Source organism: candidate division WOR-3 bacterium (assembly GCA_039804025.1).
In the GTDB taxonomy this organism is placed as follows: domain Bacteria; phylum Hydrothermota; class Hydrothermia; order Hydrothermales; family JAJRUZ01; genus JBCNVI01.
This window is the reverse complement of record JBDRZP010000001.1, coordinates 49771-67621: the sequence shown is the minus strand read 5'-3', so window position 1 is coordinate 67621 and position 17851 is coordinate 49771. Positions and strand designations below refer to the sequence as shown.

Sequence of the window (17851 nt, the reverse complement as noted above, 5' to 3'; positions counted from 1 at the left end):
TTTCATAATCTCCTTTTAAAAAAAATTCTTTCTCAGGAAAACTTAAAGAATTAAGAATAAAAATTATAAATACTATAATTTTTTTCCTTTCAGTTTATTTAAAAATTTTTCTGCTGAAACTTCGCCTCTTTCCTTTGTAAGATAATTTAAAGCAACAGCCTCCACAAGAACAGAAATGTGTTTCCCAGGATTTAAAGGTAATTCCACATATGGAATATTTATACCAAGGATATTTACCTTTTTTTCCTTAATACCAATTCTTTCAATATCAAGGGTTTCACTCCAGTCTATTAGTCTAATGATAATATCTATTTTAGTTCTTTCAAGACAGGAACTCGGTCCGAAAAGAGAAATTATATCAAGAATTCCTATACCTCTTATTTCAAGAAAAGTTCTCACCTCTCCTTTAAAAGCTTCTCCTATCAAAAAATTTTCAGGATGTTTTATAATTTTCACAAGGTCATCTCCAACAAGTTTATGTCCTCTTTCAACAAGCTCAAGTGAGCATTCCGATTTTCCTATACCACTTCTTCCTATAAATAAAATACCTACATTATAAACATTAACAATGTTTCCATGTAAAACTGTATAGGGAGATAAAAGAAGGGAAAGGATAAAAAAGATTTCTCTCATAAAAAGTGTAGTTGGCTCAGAAACAGAAAAAAGTGGAACTTTGTTTTTTTTAGCTTCTTCTAAAATATCCTCTGGTGGTTTAAATCCCTTTGTAACAAAAATAGCTGGAATTGGATATGAGAAAAATCTTTTTATAGCTTTTTCTCTTTCTTTTTTGTTTAAAGATTTCAAAACAAGGAGTTCAGTTTCACCTATTATTTGAATTCTATCATATAGAAAGATCTCTTCAAAACCTTTAAAAAGAAGTGCAGGTCTATTTAAATCAGCCTGCTGAATGATTGTATTAAAGTTTAATTCCGGTGTATGATTGAGAATATTAAACCTTTCTTTAAGGATTTTTATTAAATTTTTTAATCTTACTTCATTGAAATATACTTTTAAATTTTCAAATTCTTTCACTTTCCCTTTAGCTTTTGCTCGTATTTTTTTAGCTGATTAATTATTTTGTCTTTCAGTTCATCAACAACTGTAAAAAAATCTGAATTAATTGCCTTTGCTTTTAATATTCCCTTTTTTGTAACCTCAATTATGATCTCACCTGAATACTGGCCTCTCTGCTCTTCAAAGATCAAATTTGATTTTATTATGTGGTTTGAAAATCTCTCTATTTTTGATAATCTTTTTTCAATATAATTTTTCATATCTTCCCTTAATTCAAAATTCCTTGCGGTAATGTTTAAATTTATCATGATTAAATTTTTAATTTAAAGGGAATTGAACCCTATTAATTTTAATATAAGATAAGACTTTATTCAATAAAATATAATTTTGCTTCCCTGTGATCAAGTTTTTTAAAATCTTCCACTCCTCCTATAAATCTTACTTTTTTATCATAAAGCCATATAATTTTTGTTGCAACACTCCTTGTAAAATTAAAATCGTGGGTAACAGCAAGCGAGGTTATCTTTTTTTCTTCCCATAGTTTTTTAGTTAATTTTGTTATTTTATCAGCTGTTTCAGGGTCAAGCCCTGTAGTTGGTTCATCATAGAAAATATATTGAGGCTGGTGGACAATGGCTCTTGCAATTGCCCCTCTTTTTTTCATACCCCCTGATAACTCTGAGGGGTAAAGATTTTCATATCCTCTTAGATCGACTGATTCGAGAGCTTCAAGTACTTTAAACTCAATTTCCTTTTTTGTTAACTTATAATGTTCTCTCAAAGGTAGGGCAACATTATCAAAAAGGGTCATTGAATCAAATAAAGCACTTCCTTGAAAAACAAATCCTATTTTTTTTCTCAATTCTGTTAAACCATTTTCATTTATTTTTGTAATTTCTAAATCGTCATAAAATACTGACCCCCTTTCAGGTTTTAAAAGACCAACCATAATTTTAAAGAGAACCGATTTACCAGCTCCACTTTTCCCAAGTATTATTACAAATTCATTATTTTCAACTTCAAAAGTTATATCCTCTAAAACCCAATCAGAGAATTTTTTATAAACATTCTTTACTCTTATCATCCGAATATTAAAATACCAAGTATATAGTCAAGAACAAGAATTAATATTGAGGATAGGACAACAGCTTTTGTTGTTGCTTTTCCAACACCTTCTGCTCCTTTTTCAGAGGAAAGTCCAGCAATTGCACCTGATAGAGTTAAAGCATACCCAAAAAACATTGATTTTAAAAGACCCCCAAATAAATCCTTTGGGAGAAAAAACATCTTTGCTCCTCTTGAAAATTCAAAATAATTTGCAACACCAGTTACATTTGCTATAAACATACCTGAAAAGATGGCAATTGCAACCGATATTGAAGTTAAAAGTGGTAATGAGATTATACCACCTACAATTCTTGGCATTACAAGAAATCTATAAGGATTTATACCCATTACATTTAAGGCATCAATCTGTTCTGTTACAACCATTGTTCCAAGTTCAGCAGCAATCCCCGAACTTATTCTTCCTGCCACTACAAGACCTGTTATTACAGGTCCAAGTTCTATCATAACAGCTTTTGCAACTCCTGAACCTATGTAAATAACAGGAACATAATCTTTAATTTGGTAGGCTGTTTGTATTGTTGCAACCATTCCGACAAAACTGGATGTAAAGATAACAAGCATCAATGAATTATGTCCTATCTCATAAATTTCATAAACAATTTCTCTAAAATATTTTTTAACATATTTAAGTGAAGAAAAAAAGTATAAAGTGGTATAGGATATTTCACTTAATATTTCTAAAAAAGAAAGAATAAATCCTTTAAAAGGGAATACCACTTTCACTTTCTTCAATAGATATAAATTCTCTTCCAGGATTTTCAAATTTCATAAATTCCTTTGTAAAAGTAAGAACAAATCCTCCTACGGGTCCATTTCTATTTTTGGCAACATGGAAGTTAATTAAATTTTCTGAATAGGGTTCAGATGGTTCAAAAACTTCATATTCTTCCCTTTTTTTATATAGGAATAAAACCATATCTGCATCCTGCTCAAGAGCACCTGATTCCCTTAGGTCAGAGAGTTTTGGTGGAGTATCCTCTTCTTTTCTTTCTTCTACTTTTCTTGATAATTGTGAAAGAGCAACCACGGGTATATTTAATTCCCTTGCAAGTTTTTTCAGAGAGTCGGAAATGTAAGCAAGTTCTCTCTGTCTTGTCTCAAATCTGGGACCATGGACAAGCTGAATGTAGTCAATAAATATAATTTTCACTTTGTGTTCCAAAACAGCTCTTCTTGCTTTTGCTCTTAGTTCCTGTATTGAAATGGATGGGGTATCATCAATAAAAATGGGTAAATTTTCTATTCTGCTTGCAGCATCGAGTAATCTTCTTATTTCACTATCCGTTAAGGAATTTAAATTTCTGAATTTCATACTATCTATTTCCGATTCAAGAATTAAAAATCTCATTGCAATTTGTAATTTAGACATTTCAACACTGAAAAGAGCAGAGGGAATATTAAAATTTTTGGCAAGCCTATGCATTATGTTAATAATAAAACTTGTTTTCCCAACAGAAGGTCTTGATGCAACAACTATAAATTCCCCTGGATGAAAACCGCCTGTAATTTCATCAAATTTTGTATATCCTGTTAAAATACCCCTTACACCTTCACCTTCCCTACCTTTTATTTCTGAAATGAAATCTTTAAGTATATCACTTATAGGCAAAAGTCCTTCTCTTATTTTGATCTGTGCAATATCAAAAATTTTTTTGTCAAGATCGTATAATATTTCCTCTGCTTGCTCTTCACCTTTTTCACATCTTTTTATTGTTTCATAAGAGAGTTCTATTGTTTTTCTAAGTATGTATTTTTCAGTCAAAGATTTTATGTAATCATCTATATAAGCAGGATTGATTGCATAATCTTCAAGTTCTGTTAGATACTCAATTCCTCCTATCTTGTCAAGAACATTTTCTTTATCAAGAATCTCAGCTACATTTATTGGATTAATTTTTTTTCTTGAATCAACTACTTTTAAAATTGCACGATAAATGTCTTTATGAGATGGTTCATAGAACATATCCTCTTTTACCTGTTCAAAAGCTTTGTGAGCAGCTTCTTCAGAAATAAAAATTGCTCCAAGAACAGCTTTTTCTATTTCTATATCAAAAGGAATTCTAATTTTTTCCTCTTTCATTAAAAAATTTTACTGTTTCCTTAAGACCTTCTTCAAGAGTCCATTCAGGTTTAAAATTCAATACTTTTTTAGCCTTTTCAATATCAAGAGCAATCCTTTTTATTTCACCTTCTCTTAAAGGTTTATATATAGGGTCTTTTTTATAGTAGGTTAATTCCTTCAATTTTTTAAATATTTCATTTATATTAGTTTCTATTCCTGTTCCAATATTAAATATTCCTGATTTTCCCTTTAAAACATATTCAGTTGCTAAGTAATTTGATTTTATTACATCACTTATATAAATAAAATCTCTTGTTTGAAATCCATCTCCGTAAATATAAACTTCTCTGTTGCTTAACATTCTTTCTGTAAATATTGCAATCACACCTGCCTCACCAAAAGGATCCTGTCTTGGGCCGAAAACATTGCTATATCTCAATGAAACAAAAGGTAATTTTTTTGAATAAAACATTCCATACATTTCACATGTTTTCTTTGAAATTCCATAAGGACTTAAAGGAAAGGAGGAATATTCTTCTTTTACTGGTAATATTTCTGGTTCACCGTAAACTGTTCCACCTGAGCTTGCAAATATAAATCCTTTTACATTATATTCTACTGATTTTTTAAGGAGTATAAGTGTTCCTTTTATATTTACTTCCATATCCTTTAATGGATTTTTTACTGATTCAATAACAGAAGACTGAGCTGCGTGGTGATTTACAATTTCAGGTTCAAATTTCTTAAAAATTTTTTCAATTCTTTCTTCATCCTCTATTGAAACATTTTCAAAATCTGCTTTTTCGGGAATATTTTCCTTTTTTCCTGTGGAGAGATTATCAATAATCAAAACTTTATAACCCATATTAAGGTAGAGTTCAGAAATGTAAGAACCTATAAAACCTGCTCCACCGGTTACAATTACACGCATTTTATTTTAATTTAATTAGTTTAAACTTGTGATATTTTTTATTTTTATCCTTGACTAAAATGAAAATATTGCCTCTTTTTAAATTTAAAATGTTTATTCTATTCTCTTCTTTTAAAATATCAAAATCTATTTTTCTACCTGTTATGTCAAAAATTTTAATTTCCTCTATTTTTTCAGAAGGTGAAAGGATTAATTTATTTTTACTGATGAAGGCTCTTATTTCGTCTGTAATAGAGGTTAAATTTTTTTCTTTTATTTTTGTAAATGATCCACCTATTAACTTCCATCCTGAGAGAGGATTGTTATAAAAATCAAATATAAAATTATCAAGAAAATAAACTGTGTCTCCGGGTCTTACAGATGGTTTACCTCCTTCTTGTGAAAAGAAAACAAAAATATATTTATCATAAACTAAAATATTTCCTATCTCTCCAAAACCTGAAAGCCAGGAATGATTTTTAGATAGTTTGAAAACACTGTTAATGTTAAATTTATTTATTTGATGGAGTGTAAAAATGTTCTCTGAAAAGTAAAAGGCAATAAAATCATCATAATCAATTGAGGTATCTGGATAGGAATTATCATAGGCAAGGATACTATCACATACAGGATTTTTTAAGTCAAAACTTCCTTCAATTTTAGCTTTCCCGTAGGCAATATTACCTTTTATATCAAAAATTCTATACCCTTTTACAAATATAGTATCATAGGTATAGATCTTTGAATCAGAACCTGTAAAAACAAACACAAGGGTTTCAGGAGTTAACCAACTTGTATAAAAATAATTACCAAAGTTTCCGTTGATTTTAAAACCAAAGAAAGAATCGACATTTGAAAAATTGATATTAGGTCTATTTGTAGGTTCATTAAAAATTAAAATTAAAGAATCTCCATTTTCTATTCCATCACCAAGAACATTTCCTTCTTTTGCAATGGCTTTAATAAGTTTTGGTCCCTTTACATCATCAAAACTTCCTGTTATTACTACTTTTGATTTTTTCCAGAAACCAAATCTATCCTCCATTTTTGTAAGAACAGTGTCTCCAATAGATACAGTAGGATAATTATTTCCTGAATAGGCAAGGTAAATTCTGAGAGTTTCTCCATTTAAAGACCATAAAGCCCCTCCAAAATCTCCATAGGAATTTAACCAGGAGTGATTATTGGATAATTTAAAGAGTGTATCTACATTATACTTATTTACCTCTAACTTTGATGTTGGTTCATTGAATATGAAAATTACATGGTCATCAGGGTCTTTTCCATCCTGCTGAAAGGTTCCGTCATTTGCTTCTGCTTTTAAAACTTTTGGACCTACTGTGTCTTCTTCATAATAAATTTTTATATAATCTATGTAAGGTGAAAATTCTGGATTTGATGTAAATAGTTCTAATTTATATTGAATGAAAGTATCAAGGGGATTTATGTAAATATAATTTGAAAGTGAGGATGTATCTGAAAATAGTGGTGGTATTGCTGAAAAAGGAACTGTATCATTAACATTATTGAAACTTCTGAATCTAACACTGAAACTTCCCACTGGATTACCTTTTATTTTATATCCCTTAATATGAACCGGTCCATTTCTTCCCTTTATTTTTATAAAATTTGAAGTTAAAGTGCCTTTTCTCTGATATTTTGATTTAAATAACCTTGGTTTATAAGATGTTCCGATAAGGATTTCATTTTTTTTATATCCAATCCCTGTATTTGGAATTAGACTTCCAAGATTTGAGTAATGGTCAAGGGTTTCAATAAGATTCCATTTTACTCCATCATAGGAGGCATAGATTCTTCTCTTAGGATTTGTATTTTCACCATAAGTTAAAAGATAGATAATTCCACTTTTTGATTTAAATATATCAAAAATTGTTAAATCTGAATTCTGGAATGTAACATAATAATTATTATTTTTTATCAAATAACAGGCAGTAGGAAGATTACAGGCAAGGATAAGATTATTATTTTTCTCTGATAAGACTCCGCCTATTACACTTTTGGATGGTAAAAGTGGTGATATTGGATAAAAATTCACATCATCCAGAGTTTCATATACAACTGTTCCTGTTCCATCACCTTTAATAACAGCAATTCCAAGACCATTTTTTGTTTTAAATAGAGTTCTGGCATCAGGTTCCTGACCCGGAACTGAAGGGAACTGATATACACTCTCCCATACATTCTGGGCTTTTATATACCTGAAAATCCTTCCTCTATTAGTGGAGCAATACATTTTAAAAGGTGAAAATATTAAAAAATCAGAGAAGTCGTGTCCTGCAACATAGGGTGTGTTACTTGTCCAGGAAAAATTTTGGGGTGGTAGATTTTTTAATTCATTAGAATAAAGAATCCATCCTGCACTTGATTTTGAACCAACCCATAGATTGTTGCCATAGTCTTTTGTAAAGTAAAATCTTCTAATTAAATTAAAATTAGTATAAGGTGAATAAAAAATCCTCCCTGATGAAAAACTGAGGGAGTCAAGGGTATAAAAAACTTTTAAATTTGCCTGAGTGGATGCATAATCAAAAATACCCACAAAAACTGTATCTTCTGATTTTATTCCGATTCCCTTTACTTCATCTCCTCCAATATCAAAAATTGTAGAACTATTTATAAGAATTAATGAATCTTTTGAAATAAAAAGAGAATCTCCTGATACAAAAGGATCTATCTGAAAGCCGTTTAAAAAAGTTTTTAAAGTATCATTATTGATTATTGAGGTATCTCTTCCGCCTTCCCATGTATCCTGAATAATAAAAGATAGGGAAATTAAAATATTTATTATCAACTTTTTATTTTCTTAATTTCTTCGGTTAAGGCTGGAACTATTTCAAATAGGTCTCCTATAATTCCATAATCAGCAATTTGAAAAATAGGTGCATTTGGATCTTTATTAATAGCCACTATAACTTTACTTGTTCTCATTCCTGCGAGATGCTGAAGTGCTCCTGAAATTCCACAGGCAATATACAAATTAGGTGAAACTGTCTTACCTGTTTGACCTACCTGATGGGAATGATCTATCCATCCAGCATCAACAGCAGCTCTTGAAGCACCTACTGCTGCTCCAAGAACTTTAGCAAGCTCTTTTAATGGTTTAAAACCTTCTGGACCTCCAACCCCTCTTCCTCCTGAAACAATTATTTCAGCCTCTGCAACATCTATCTCTTCTTCCTGTTTTTCTTTGATTTCAACTATTTTAATTTTTTCTTCTGCATTTGTTATTACCTTTTCAAATCTCCCAGTTTTTGGATTTTCTGAAATCTGAGCTACATTAGGTCTTACTGAAATTACAAATTTTTCTCCTATAACCTTTTCCCAGACAAAAGCTTTTCCAGCTAAAACTGGTCTTTTAAAAATTAAATTTCCGTTTTCTTTTTTAACTTCAACAATATCCTGAATAAGAGGTAAATCTAAAAGAGCAGATATACCTGCAGCAATTATTCTCCCGGTATTTGAAGCTGGAAAAATAAGCACTTTAAAATCTTTATCTTTTAAAAATTCATAGAGAGAATTTATTATACCTTCTTCTGATTCAATTTTATTTTTATTTGATATCAGATAAAGAAAATCAACTCCATATTTGAAAGCTTCCTCTTTTTCCACATTATCACCTATTGTAAAGGCAATTATTTCTCCTTCAAAATTTTTCACTCCAAAGTTTATAAGTTCAAGGGAATGTTTTTTTATTTTTCCCTCCTTATTTTCAAGATAAATTCCTATCATTTTAAAACCTCCTTTTATAAAATTTTTGCTTCTTCTTTTAAAAGTCTAACAAGTTCCTTAACATTATCTGGGAAAGGTAAATTTATAATTTTACCAGTTTTTTTAGTTGGAGGAGCTTCATATCCGAGTGTTTCTATTTTTTTATCAGTTAAATTTTGAGGGAATATTTCCTCTATATTTTTTTTCTTTGCCATCATAATACCTCTTAAAGAAGGATACCTTGGTTCAAACTGACACTTATCAAATATAATAAATGAAGAAAGGGGAAGTTCAAAAATTGCAAGACCCTTTTCTGTTTCCTTTGTAACTTTTAAATTACCATTTGAGAGTTCTATGTTTACTGCCCCATATATATAAGGTTTTTGGAGTTTTGTTGCAATATAAATATGGACATAGTTTCTTTCATCATCAACTGCTTTTTTTCCGCAAAAAATTGTATCAGGATTTTCTTTTTTTATTTCTTCAATCAATAAATTTGCAATCTGAATTGGGTCAAGTTCTGAAGGATCATTAACCTTTATAAGTTTTGCTCTATCAGCTCCCATTGCAAGACCATGCCTCAATGTTTCTTTATATTCTTCATTACCCAGAGATAAAAGAACAACTTCCCCCTCCCCTTTTTTCTCTTTAATTCTTAAAGCAGCTTCTAAAGCATATTCATCGTAAGGATTCATAACAAAGGGAATATTTGAAAGTTCAAGCCCACTTCCATCTGATTTAACTTTTATTGGGACTCCTGTGTCAGGGACTCTTTTTGTTAAAACTAAAATTTTCATAATCCCTCCTTAATTAATAAGGGAATGTAACCCTTCATATTACAATTTTAGAAAGATTTCCATATTTTTTAAAAACTTCCCATACTCTTTTTAGTAGATTGAGCCTATTTTCTCTTATTTCTTTATTATCAGTCATAACAAATACATTGTCAAAAAATTTATCAATTGGATCTCTTAATTTTAAAAGTTCTCGAAAGGCATCTTCAAAATTTTCTCTTTCAAGATTTTTTATAAAAAGAGGTTCTATTTCCCTTAAAGTATTATAGAGTACTTTTTCTTCTTCCTTTTCAAATAGATTTTCTTTTACTCTTCCATTTGTTTTTTCATTCTTTATAATGTTAAATACCCTTTTTTGTCCTATTATTACCTTTTCAAAAGTTTCCCATTCCTTTTCAAGGAATTCCTTCAGTACAGAGGCTTTTTTATAAATTATATAAAGATCCTTTGTATCACTCTCTATTATTGCGTCAACTATATCGTATCTTATACCTTTAAACTCTTCAAGGAAATTTTCAAATCTTTTTAGAATTTCTAAAGTTATTTCTTCTTTATTTGATTTTATTCTAATTTTTTGATTTTCAAAAAGGTTTAATGAAAACTCAACTATTTTTTCAAGGTCAAACTTGATTTGCTTTTCTGTAATAAGATAAAAAATAGAATAAAGATTTCTTTTTAAACCCATTGGATCTTTTGACCCCTTTATTTTATAACCACTTACAAATAAAGCACAAGCTGTATCAATCTTATCTGAGAGAGAAATCAAAATCCCCTCATTTGTTTCTGGTAATTCATCCTTGTAAAATCTTGGTAATCTATATTCTCTAAGAATTTTTATAGTTTTTTCATCCTTTTTCTGGATTCTTGCATATTCTGATGCTATAATACCTTCAAGTTCTGTAAATTCTTTTCCATCCCTTACCATTTCAGTAGTAAGGTCAGTTCTTAAAAGTTCTATAATTTTTTCAAGGAATTCTTTATTCTCAGAAATTTTAATATTTGAATTATTGATAAAATAATTAAAAAGTGATTTTACCCTTAAATTTTTATCATAAATACTTCCCAATCCCTTAATCCAAACTATTTCTTTAAGCAAATTTATCCTTTCTTCAAGGAGAATTTCGTTATCTCTTTCTATATAAAACTTAGCATCTTCCAGTCTTGCAATAAGAACATCTATTAATCCCTTTTTAATTATATTTTCTTTTTCTTCCTTATTATTTATAACAGCTATAAAGTAAGGTAAGATTCTTTTATCTTTTGATGTAAGGGGAATATATCTTTGATGGGATTTCATAGCAGTAAAGATTACTTCTTTTGGAATTTCTAAATATTTTTCAGGAAATTCACATAATATTACACCAGGATATTCCACAAGACCTGTAAGTTCTTCTAAGTGATTATCATCAATTACGGGTTCTGCATTTAATTTTTCGCATATTTTATTTATTTTCTCAAGAATTATTTTTTTTCTTTCCTCAAAAGAAGGCACTACTCCCTCTTTTTTTAAAGCTTCCTCATATTCATCTATATAATTTATTTCAATAATTTTATTACCATATAATCTGTTTCCCCTTGTTTTATTAGAGGTTTTAACAGGGAGAGAAAGTTCAAGAATTTCCTTATTCCATAAAGATAATATCCATCTTATCGGTCTTGCAAAGGTAAGGTTTTCACTATTCCATTTCATCTTTTTAGGAAAGGGAATTTTCTTTATAATCTCAACTATGTTCTCTTTTATTATATCCCTTGTATCTCTTCCTCCCCTTTTTACTTTAATAAATACATATTTTTTTCCTTCTATTTCTTTTATAAAAATTGATTTTTCATCACTTTTATTACTTTTGAGAAATTTTTTTAATACTTCACTTTTTTCTCCTTTTTCATTAAAGGCAATATTTATTGGTGGACCTTTTATTTCTTCTTCGTATTCTTTCTGTTTTTCTGATATTTTTTCAATGAGTATAGCAAGCCTCCTCGGTGAGCCAAAAACTTTTATATTTTTAAATTCAATTTTTTCTTCTTTAAATAAATTTTCAAATTCTTCTTTAATTTTTAAAACAGCAGGTTTTATTGAAAAAGGTGGTAATTCTTCTGTTCCGATTTCAAGAAGATAATCAGCCATTTTTTTCTATATACTTTTTGGCTACAGTGTTAGCAAGTCTTCTTATTCTTTGAATCATCATCTGTCTTTCAGCAGGTGATATAACACCTCTTGCATCCAGGATATTGAAAGCATGGGAAATTTTAATAACTCCATCATAAGCAGGCATAATGAGGTCCTTTTCAATTAATTTTTCAGTTTCCCTGTACATTTCTTCAAAAAAGTTTTTCCATAAATCTGGATTTGCTATATGATAATAATATTCAGAGAATTCCCTTTCATTTTGGAGGTAAATATCTCCCCATTTAATATTCTCATTCCAATCTATATCAAAAATAGACTTTTTGTTCTGTAAAAACATTGCAATTCTCTCAAGTCCGTAAGTAATTTCACAGGTAATAGGGTCAAGGTCTATTCCTCCTATTTGCTGGAAGTAAGTAAATTGTGTGATTTCGAGTCCATCAAGCCATACTTCCCATCCAATTCCCCAAGCTCCGAGAGTTTCTGATTCCCAGTCATCCTCAACAAATCTTACATCATGTTCTTCAATTTTAATTCCCAGTGTCCTTAAAGAATTAAGATAAATTTCCTGAACATCTTCTGGAGGGGGTTTTAGAACTACTTGGTACTGGAAATACTGCAAAACTCTATTGGGGTTATCTCCGTATCTACCGTCCTTTGGTCTTCTTGTTGGTTCAAAGTAAGCACATTTCCAGGGTTTTTTACCCAAACATCTTAAAAAAGTGGCTGGATTAAAGGTTCCAGCCCCCACTTCAGAATTATAGGGTGTAAAAATAATACAGCCTTCTTTTTTCCAGAATTTATTCAGATTTTCAATTATTTCCTGAAAATACATGATTTAAATTTTATAATAAGTATTGATTTTCTATCAAAGAGGGGGTATAATTAATTCCAAGAGAAAGTAAAAGGGTTCAAATCCCTTGTTCAATTTTAAGGAGAACTAAAATGTTTGAAAAGGTTTCTGAAAAGGATGTCTCAAAGGCTATTACTATTTCTTTTTTAAAAATGTTTGAGGGAGTTATTGAAAGTGATGTTATAGTAGTTGGAGCAGGACCCGCAGGTTTAACTGCAGCGCGAGAATTAGCAAAAGAAGGTTTAAATACCCTTGTAATAGAAAGAAATAATTATCTTGGTGGAGGTTTCTGGCTTGGTGGATTTTTTATGAATAAGGTCACCTTCAGGGCTCCTTCTCAGGAATATTTGAAGGAAATAGGTATAAAATTTGAGGAGATAAGTCCTGGTCTTTATGTTACTGATGGAGCTCAAGCTTGTTCAAAATTAATTGCAGCTGCAAGTGATGCAGGTGTTAAATTTTTACAACTCACAAAATTTGATGATGTTGTTATCAGAGAAGATAATGGGACTCCAAGAGTTTCTGGTGTAGTTGTAAACTGGTCACCTGTGGAGGGTTTACCAAGACAAATCACCTGTGTAGACCCTATTGGTCTTGAATCAAAGTTTGTTATAGATGCATCAGGACATGATGCTTTTGTGGTAAAATCCCTTGAGCAGAGAGGTTATATAAAGTTAAAAGGTTTAGGTGCAATGTGGGTTGAGGCTTCAGAGGATGCTGTTGTTGAACACACAGGAGAAGTTTTTCCAGGTCTTATAGTAGCAGGAATGGCAGTTGCTGAAACTTTTGGTCTCCCAAGGATGGGTCCAACTTTTGGAGCAATGTTACTTTCAGGTAAAAGGGCTGCTGAAATAATTATAGAAAAGATTAAAACAGGAGTAAGGGTTTAGCAATTGCAGAAAAGGGAAACCCTAAGCACTTTTATCAAAAGGCTTATATAATTTTCCTTGAATTAGATGATAAAAAAATTAAACCTGGTAGACTTCCTTTATCTAATTTTAATGGGAAATATATTTACATAGGTTCTGCAAATGGAAAGTCTGGTTTTAAAAGAGTAGAAAGGCATATAGAACTTTCTGAGGGTAAAAGGAAAAATAAAAAATGGCATATTGATTATTTGCTTACTGAAGGGAAAATAAAATTTATTATTTTGATTGAAAAAGAAGAAAAGGAAAAACTTGAATGTAAACTGGCAAAAATTTTTTCTAAAGAATTTGAAATTCCACTTAAAAAATTCGGTTCAACAGATTGTAAATGTAAATCTCATTTATTCAAAATATCATAAAATTCTTTTACCATTAGGAACTTTTCTATCAGGTTGTATTAAAACTACCTCGTTATTGTCAAGGATAACACCAAGAATTAAACATTCAGATATAAAATTTGCTATTTTTTTAGGAGGTAGGTTATAAACTGCTATCACCTGTTTATTTAACAGGTCTTCTTTTTTGTAAAGTTTTGTTATCTGTGCGCTTGACTTTTTGATTCCCAATTCACCGAAATCAATCCATATTTTATAGGCAGGTTTTTTAGCTTCAGGGAAATCTTCTACCTTAACTATTGTTCCAACTCTTATTTCAATTTTTTCAAAGTCTCTGTATGTTACTTCTTCCATTTTTATTTTTTTAAATCTTCAATTCTTCTAAAAAATCTTTTAAAACTATAGCATTATTCATTTTTTCATTTCTTGCTGAATAAAGTAGTGTGATAATTCCAAATTTTCTTTCATATTCCTTTATTTCCTTTAATAACTCTATTTTATTTTTCAGTTCTTCTTTATAAAGTTTTTTAAATTCATCCCATTTTTCGAGTTTATGTCCAAAACTTTTTCTGAGTTTATCAGAAGGAGCGATATCCTTTAACCACAGATCAATTTTTGATTTTTCTTTTGAAACTCCTCTTGGCCAGAGTCTATCAACTAAAATTCTAAATCCGTCATTCTTTTTAATTTTATCATAAATCCTTTTTAATTTTATCATTATTTTATTATACTATAAATCGATGAGAAAAATTTATCTATATAAAGTGAATTATGAAGGTATAAATTTTTTGGAAATTAAGGAATTTTTTGAAAGGGAAGGTTTTGAAGTTTTCCTGGAAGAAGACCCTTTTTTAAAACTTGAGGGTGAAGAATTAAATAAAAAGGCAGAATATTTAGCAAAAATAAGGGTTCTTGATCCTTTGAAAAAAACTTTAAACGAAAATCCTTTTCCAGTTGAAGTCGATTATGAAAAAAGAAATTTAAAGAGTTTGAAAAGGAAAAAAGGGATTGTTTATGATGGTTTAAAATTTTTGAAAATATACAGTGAATTTATTAAGCCGTCGCAAAGAAATCTTGAAACTTCTTTTACATTTTTCTTTACTGATCAACTTTTAGCCACTTATTCAGACAGATGGCATTTGAGGGTTATAATATTTTCCTTTCCTGTTGTGATTTCAATTCCAGGGGTAATTTATGCACCAGCAAAGGATAGGGATTATTATATTGCAGAAAGTTTAAAGTCTTTGCCCACATATAAGGATTACTATTTAAGAGAAGGTGATGAAAGATTGACAAGGATTTTAATAAGTTATGTTATTCAGGGCATATTTTTTTATAACTCAGTTTTGAAGAAAAAAGAGTTCAGGTTCTGTGATAATGTAAATTGTATTTTGTATAACAGTCATTTTCAGAGAGAAGTTATAAATGCTCAGTATAATTTAAGTTTCTGTGAATTACATAAAAAAGATTGGGATAAAATAATTAAATATTAATCTTTTATCATTTTGGGTGGATACTACCATTCCCAGCACCTTCATTACTTCTCCATCATATGTTATTAACGATAATTTAAGAAATTACTTCAAATTCTAATTTTTCCTTATTACCTTTTATTTTTATTTTATTTTTTTCATTGATTTTTCCTTCTATAATCATCTTTGCTATTTCATTTTCCACATATTTTGAGATTATCCTTTTTAAAGGTCTTGCCCCAAATAAGGGATCATACCCTATAGAAATTAAAAATTCCTTTGCAGATTCTTCAAAAATTATCTCTATTCCTTTTTCCTTTAAAGAATCCTTTAAGGGTTCTATTTCAAGCTCGAGTATTTTCTTTAAATCTTCCTTTGAAAGTGGTTTGAAGACTATGATTTCATCAATTCTGTTTATAAATTCAGGAGGCAAAGTTCTTTTTAAAAGATTTATAACTCTTAATTTTTTACTCTCAAAATCTATTTCATCTTCAAGAAGAATATCAGAACCTAAGTTACTTGTCATTATAAAAATAGTATTCTTAAAATCAACAGTTCTTCCATGAGAATCTGTTAGCCTTCCTGCATCAAAAACCTGTAATAATATGTTTAAAACTTCAAGATCTGCTTTTTCTATCTCGTCAAGAAGTATAACTTGATAAGGTCTTCTCCTTACTGACTCAGTTAAAAGTCCTCCTTTTTCATAACCTATGTATCCTGGAGGAGCACCGATAAGTTTTGATACTGAATGTTTTTCCATATACTCCGACATATCAATCCTTAAAAGTGCATCAGGGTCTTTAAATAAAAATCTTGCTAACTCCCTTGCAAGATGTGTTTTACCAACACCTGTTGGACCTAAAAATAAAAATACTCCTATAGGTTTTGACTTGTTTGAAAGTAAAGCTCTATTTCTTTTAATAGCCTCGGAAACTGCTTTAATAGCTTCATATTGACCTATTACTCTGTTTGAAAGCTCTTCTTCAATCTTCAAGAGTTTTTTTATCTCCTCCTCAACAAGTTCTGAAGCAGGGATTCCAGTTATTTTTTCTACAATTTTGGCTATATCATTTTTGTCAACTTTATCATCAAACTTTGTTTGTTTTTCCCATTCTTTTTTCTTTTCTTCATAAATTTTTTGATATTTTTCCAGTTTTTCCTTGATTATTTTAGCCTTTTCATAATCCCCATACCTTGCTAAAGTTTCTCCTTCTTCCTCAAGTTTTTCAATTTCCTCTTTCAAGGATTTTAAATCTTCGGGCATTTCAGAGAGTTTCATTCTTACATAAGCACAGGCTTCATCAAGTAAATCTATTGCCTTATCAGGTAATTTTCTTCCCTGAATGTATCTTGCAGATAACTTAGCAGATGCTTCTAAGGCTTCATCAAGAATTTTCACCTTGTGATGTTCCTCGAACCTATTTTTTAGACCTTTAAGTATCTCTATAGTTTCTTCTATGCTGGGTTCATCTACATAAATAGGTTGAAATCTTCTTTCAAGGGCTCCATCCCTTTCAATGTGTTCTCTATATTCATCAAGGGTTGTTGCTCCTATCACTCTTAACTCTCCTGAAGCAAGAGATGGTTTTAAAAGATTAGCTGCATCTATTGCACCTTCAGCAGCACCTGCTCCAACGATTGTGTGTATTTCATCAATAAATAAAATTATTTCTCCTTTTCTCTTTTTGACCTCGTCTATCACAGCTTTAAGTCTTTCTTCAAACTCACCTCTAAATTTTGTTCCAGCAAGAAGTGCTCCCATATCAAGTAGAAGTATTCTTTTTTCCTTTAAGGGATCAGGAACCTCTTTTTTCACAATTCTGTGTGCAAGTCCATTAACTATTGCAGTTTTTCCGACTCCTGGTTCTCCTATTAAAACAGGATTATTTTTTGATTTTCTCAAAAGAACCATTATAACCTTTTCAATTTCCTCGTCTCTACCTATTACAGGGTCAAGTTTACCGGATTTTGCAAGATTTGTAAGGTCTATTGTAAATCGCTCAAGTGCCTTGTATTTGGTTTCTGCCTGAGGGTCTAAAACCCTTTGAGAACCTCTTATTTCATAAATTGCCTTATAAACTTTTTCTTTATCAATGTGATAATCTCTTAAAATTTTTCCTGCTTCTCCATCTTTCTTTTCAACAATTCCAAGGAAAAGGTGTTCTGAGGCAATATATTCATCTCCCATTCTTTTTGCTTCTTCTTCAGCAATTTTGAAAACATCATTGAGTCTCGGAGTTATATAAATTTGATTAACAGGATAAGGACCGAATTCTATCTGAGGCATTTTTTCAAGGCTTCTTTTAAGTCTTTCCCTGACGATCTGTGGTGATACTCCAAATTTACTTAAAATTTCAGAAACAGGTGAGTTATCTGTATCTAAAAGACCTAAAAATAGATGTTCTACATCCAGTTGAGTGTGTTTTAAGTCAATTAGAATATTCTGTGCTTTATAAATGGCTTCTTTTGCGTTATCAGTAAATTTTTCAATTCTCATTTCCTT

The 17851-nt window shown here is 30.1% G+C and carries 17 protein-coding genes; 3 read left to right on the top strand and 14 right to left on the bottom strand.

What is annotated here, in order from left to right:
* Positions 1 to 72: 72 nt before the first annotated feature.
* From hprK to ABIN73_00260, 11 genes are read right to left on the bottom strand one after another with little or no spacing between them, the layout of a single operon-like run.
* Complete coding sequence (gene hprK, locus ABIN73_00310) at positions 73 to 1032, bottom strand: HPr(Ser) kinase/phosphatase (protein MEO0268169.1); 960 nt, start codon at positions 1030 to 1032, stop codon at positions 73 to 75.
* Entirely contained in the window at positions 1029 to 1322 is a 294-nt protein-coding gene (raiA, locus tag ABIN73_00305; GenBank protein MEO0268168.1) for a ribosome-associated translation inhibitor RaiA, read from the bottom strand. Before raiA ends, hprK begins: the two co-directional genes overlap by 4 nt.
* A gap of 59 nt (positions 1323 to 1381) precedes the next feature.
* Positions 1382 to 2098 carry an ATP-binding cassette domain-containing protein gene (locus ABIN73_00300; protein ID MEO0268167.1) on the bottom strand — a complete coding sequence of 239 codons (717 nt, stop codon included), beginning with the start codon at positions 2096 to 2098 and terminating at the stop codon, positions 1382 to 1384.
* Positions 2095 to 2865, bottom strand: coding sequence for an ABC transporter permease (locus tag ABIN73_00295; protein MEO0268166.1), 771 nt, complete (start codon positions 2863 to 2865; stop codon positions 2095 to 2097). Before ABIN73_00295 ends, ABIN73_00300 begins: the two co-directional genes overlap by 4 nt.
* A complete protein-coding gene (gene dnaB, locus ABIN73_00290; protein MEO0268165.1) occupies positions 2843 to 4222 on the bottom strand; it encodes a replicative DNA helicase in 1380 nt (459 codons plus the stop codon). Before dnaB ends, ABIN73_00295 begins: the two co-directional genes overlap by 23 nt.
* Entirely contained in the window at positions 4203 to 5135 is a 933-nt protein-coding gene (locus tag ABIN73_00285; protein MEO0268164.1) for an NAD-dependent epimerase/dehydratase family protein, read from the bottom strand. Before ABIN73_00285 ends, dnaB begins: the two co-directional genes overlap by 20 nt.
* Before the next feature lies 1 nt (position 5136).
* A complete protein-coding gene (locus ABIN73_00280) occupies positions 5137 to 7926 on the bottom strand; it encodes a T9SS type A sorting domain-containing protein (GenBank protein MEO0268163.1) in 2790 nt (929 codons plus the stop codon).
* A complete protein-coding gene (locus ABIN73_00275) occupies positions 7923 to 8864 on the bottom strand; it encodes an electron transfer flavoprotein subunit alpha/FixB family protein (protein MEO0268162.1) in 942 nt (313 codons plus the stop codon). The genes ABIN73_00280 and ABIN73_00275 overlap by 4 nt, the downstream gene beginning before the upstream one ends.
* Before the next feature lie 14 nt (positions 8865 to 8878).
* Positions 8879 to 9640 carry an electron transfer flavoprotein subunit beta/FixA family protein gene (locus ABIN73_00270; protein ID MEO0268161.1) on the bottom strand — a complete coding sequence of 254 codons (762 nt, stop codon included), beginning with the start codon at positions 9638 to 9640 and terminating at the stop codon, positions 8879 to 8881.
* Between the two features lie 34 nt (positions 9641 to 9674).
* Entirely contained in the window at positions 9675 to 11762 is a 2088-nt protein-coding gene (gene glyS / locus ABIN73_00265; protein ID MEO0268160.1) for a glycine--tRNA ligase subunit beta, read from the bottom strand.
* Positions 11755 to 12597, bottom strand: a complete 843-nt coding sequence (locus tag ABIN73_00260; GenBank protein ID MEO0268159.1) for a glycine--tRNA ligase subunit alpha — start codon at positions 12595 to 12597, stop codon at positions 11755 to 11757. Before ABIN73_00260 ends, glyS begins: the two co-directional genes overlap by 8 nt.
* Before the next feature lie 110 nt (positions 12598 to 12707).
* On the opposite strand from ABIN73_00260, the gene ABIN73_00255 reads away from it, so the two are divergent.
* Together ABIN73_00255 and ABIN73_00250 are read left to right on the top strand one after the other, a co-directional pair.
* Complete coding sequence (locus ABIN73_00255; protein MEO0268158.1) at positions 12708 to 13505, top strand: sulfide-dependent adenosine diphosphate thiazole synthase; 798 nt, start codon at positions 12708 to 12710, stop codon at positions 13503 to 13505.
* Positions 13506 to 13507: 2 nt separating this feature from the next.
* A complete protein-coding gene (locus ABIN73_00250; GenBank protein MEO0268157.1) occupies positions 13508 to 13900 on the top strand; it encodes a GIY-YIG nuclease family protein in 393 nt (130 codons plus the stop codon).
* Here ABIN73_00250 and ABIN73_00245 read toward each other — a convergent pair.
* Both ABIN73_00245 and ABIN73_00240 read right to left on the bottom strand, forming a co-directional pair.
* Positions 13895 to 14230 (bottom strand): tRNA-binding protein, encoded by a 336-nt coding sequence (locus ABIN73_00245; GenBank protein MEO0268156.1) that lies wholly within the window; start codon positions 14228 to 14230, stop codon positions 13895 to 13897. The genes ABIN73_00250 and ABIN73_00245 overlap by 6 nt on opposite strands.
* 10 nt (positions 14231 to 14240) lie before the next feature.
* A complete protein-coding gene (locus ABIN73_00240; GenBank protein ID MEO0268155.1) occupies positions 14241 to 14594 on the bottom strand; it encodes a DUF488 family protein in 354 nt (117 codons plus the stop codon).
* Between the two features lie 22 nt (positions 14595 to 14616).
* Between ABIN73_00240 and ABIN73_00235 the strand changes: the two genes are divergently transcribed.
* A complete protein-coding gene (locus ABIN73_00235; protein ID MEO0268154.1) occupies positions 14617 to 15369 on the top strand; it encodes a DUF6775 family putative metallopeptidase in 753 nt (250 codons plus the stop codon).
* Between the two features lie 76 nt (positions 15370 to 15445).
* On the opposite strand, the gene ABIN73_00230 is transcribed toward ABIN73_00235, so the two are convergent.
* Positions 15446 to 17845 (bottom strand): AAA family ATPase, encoded by a 2400-nt coding sequence (locus tag ABIN73_00230; protein ID MEO0268153.1) that lies wholly within the window; start codon positions 17843 to 17845, stop codon positions 15446 to 15448.
* Positions 17846 to 17851: the final 6 nt, after the last annotated feature.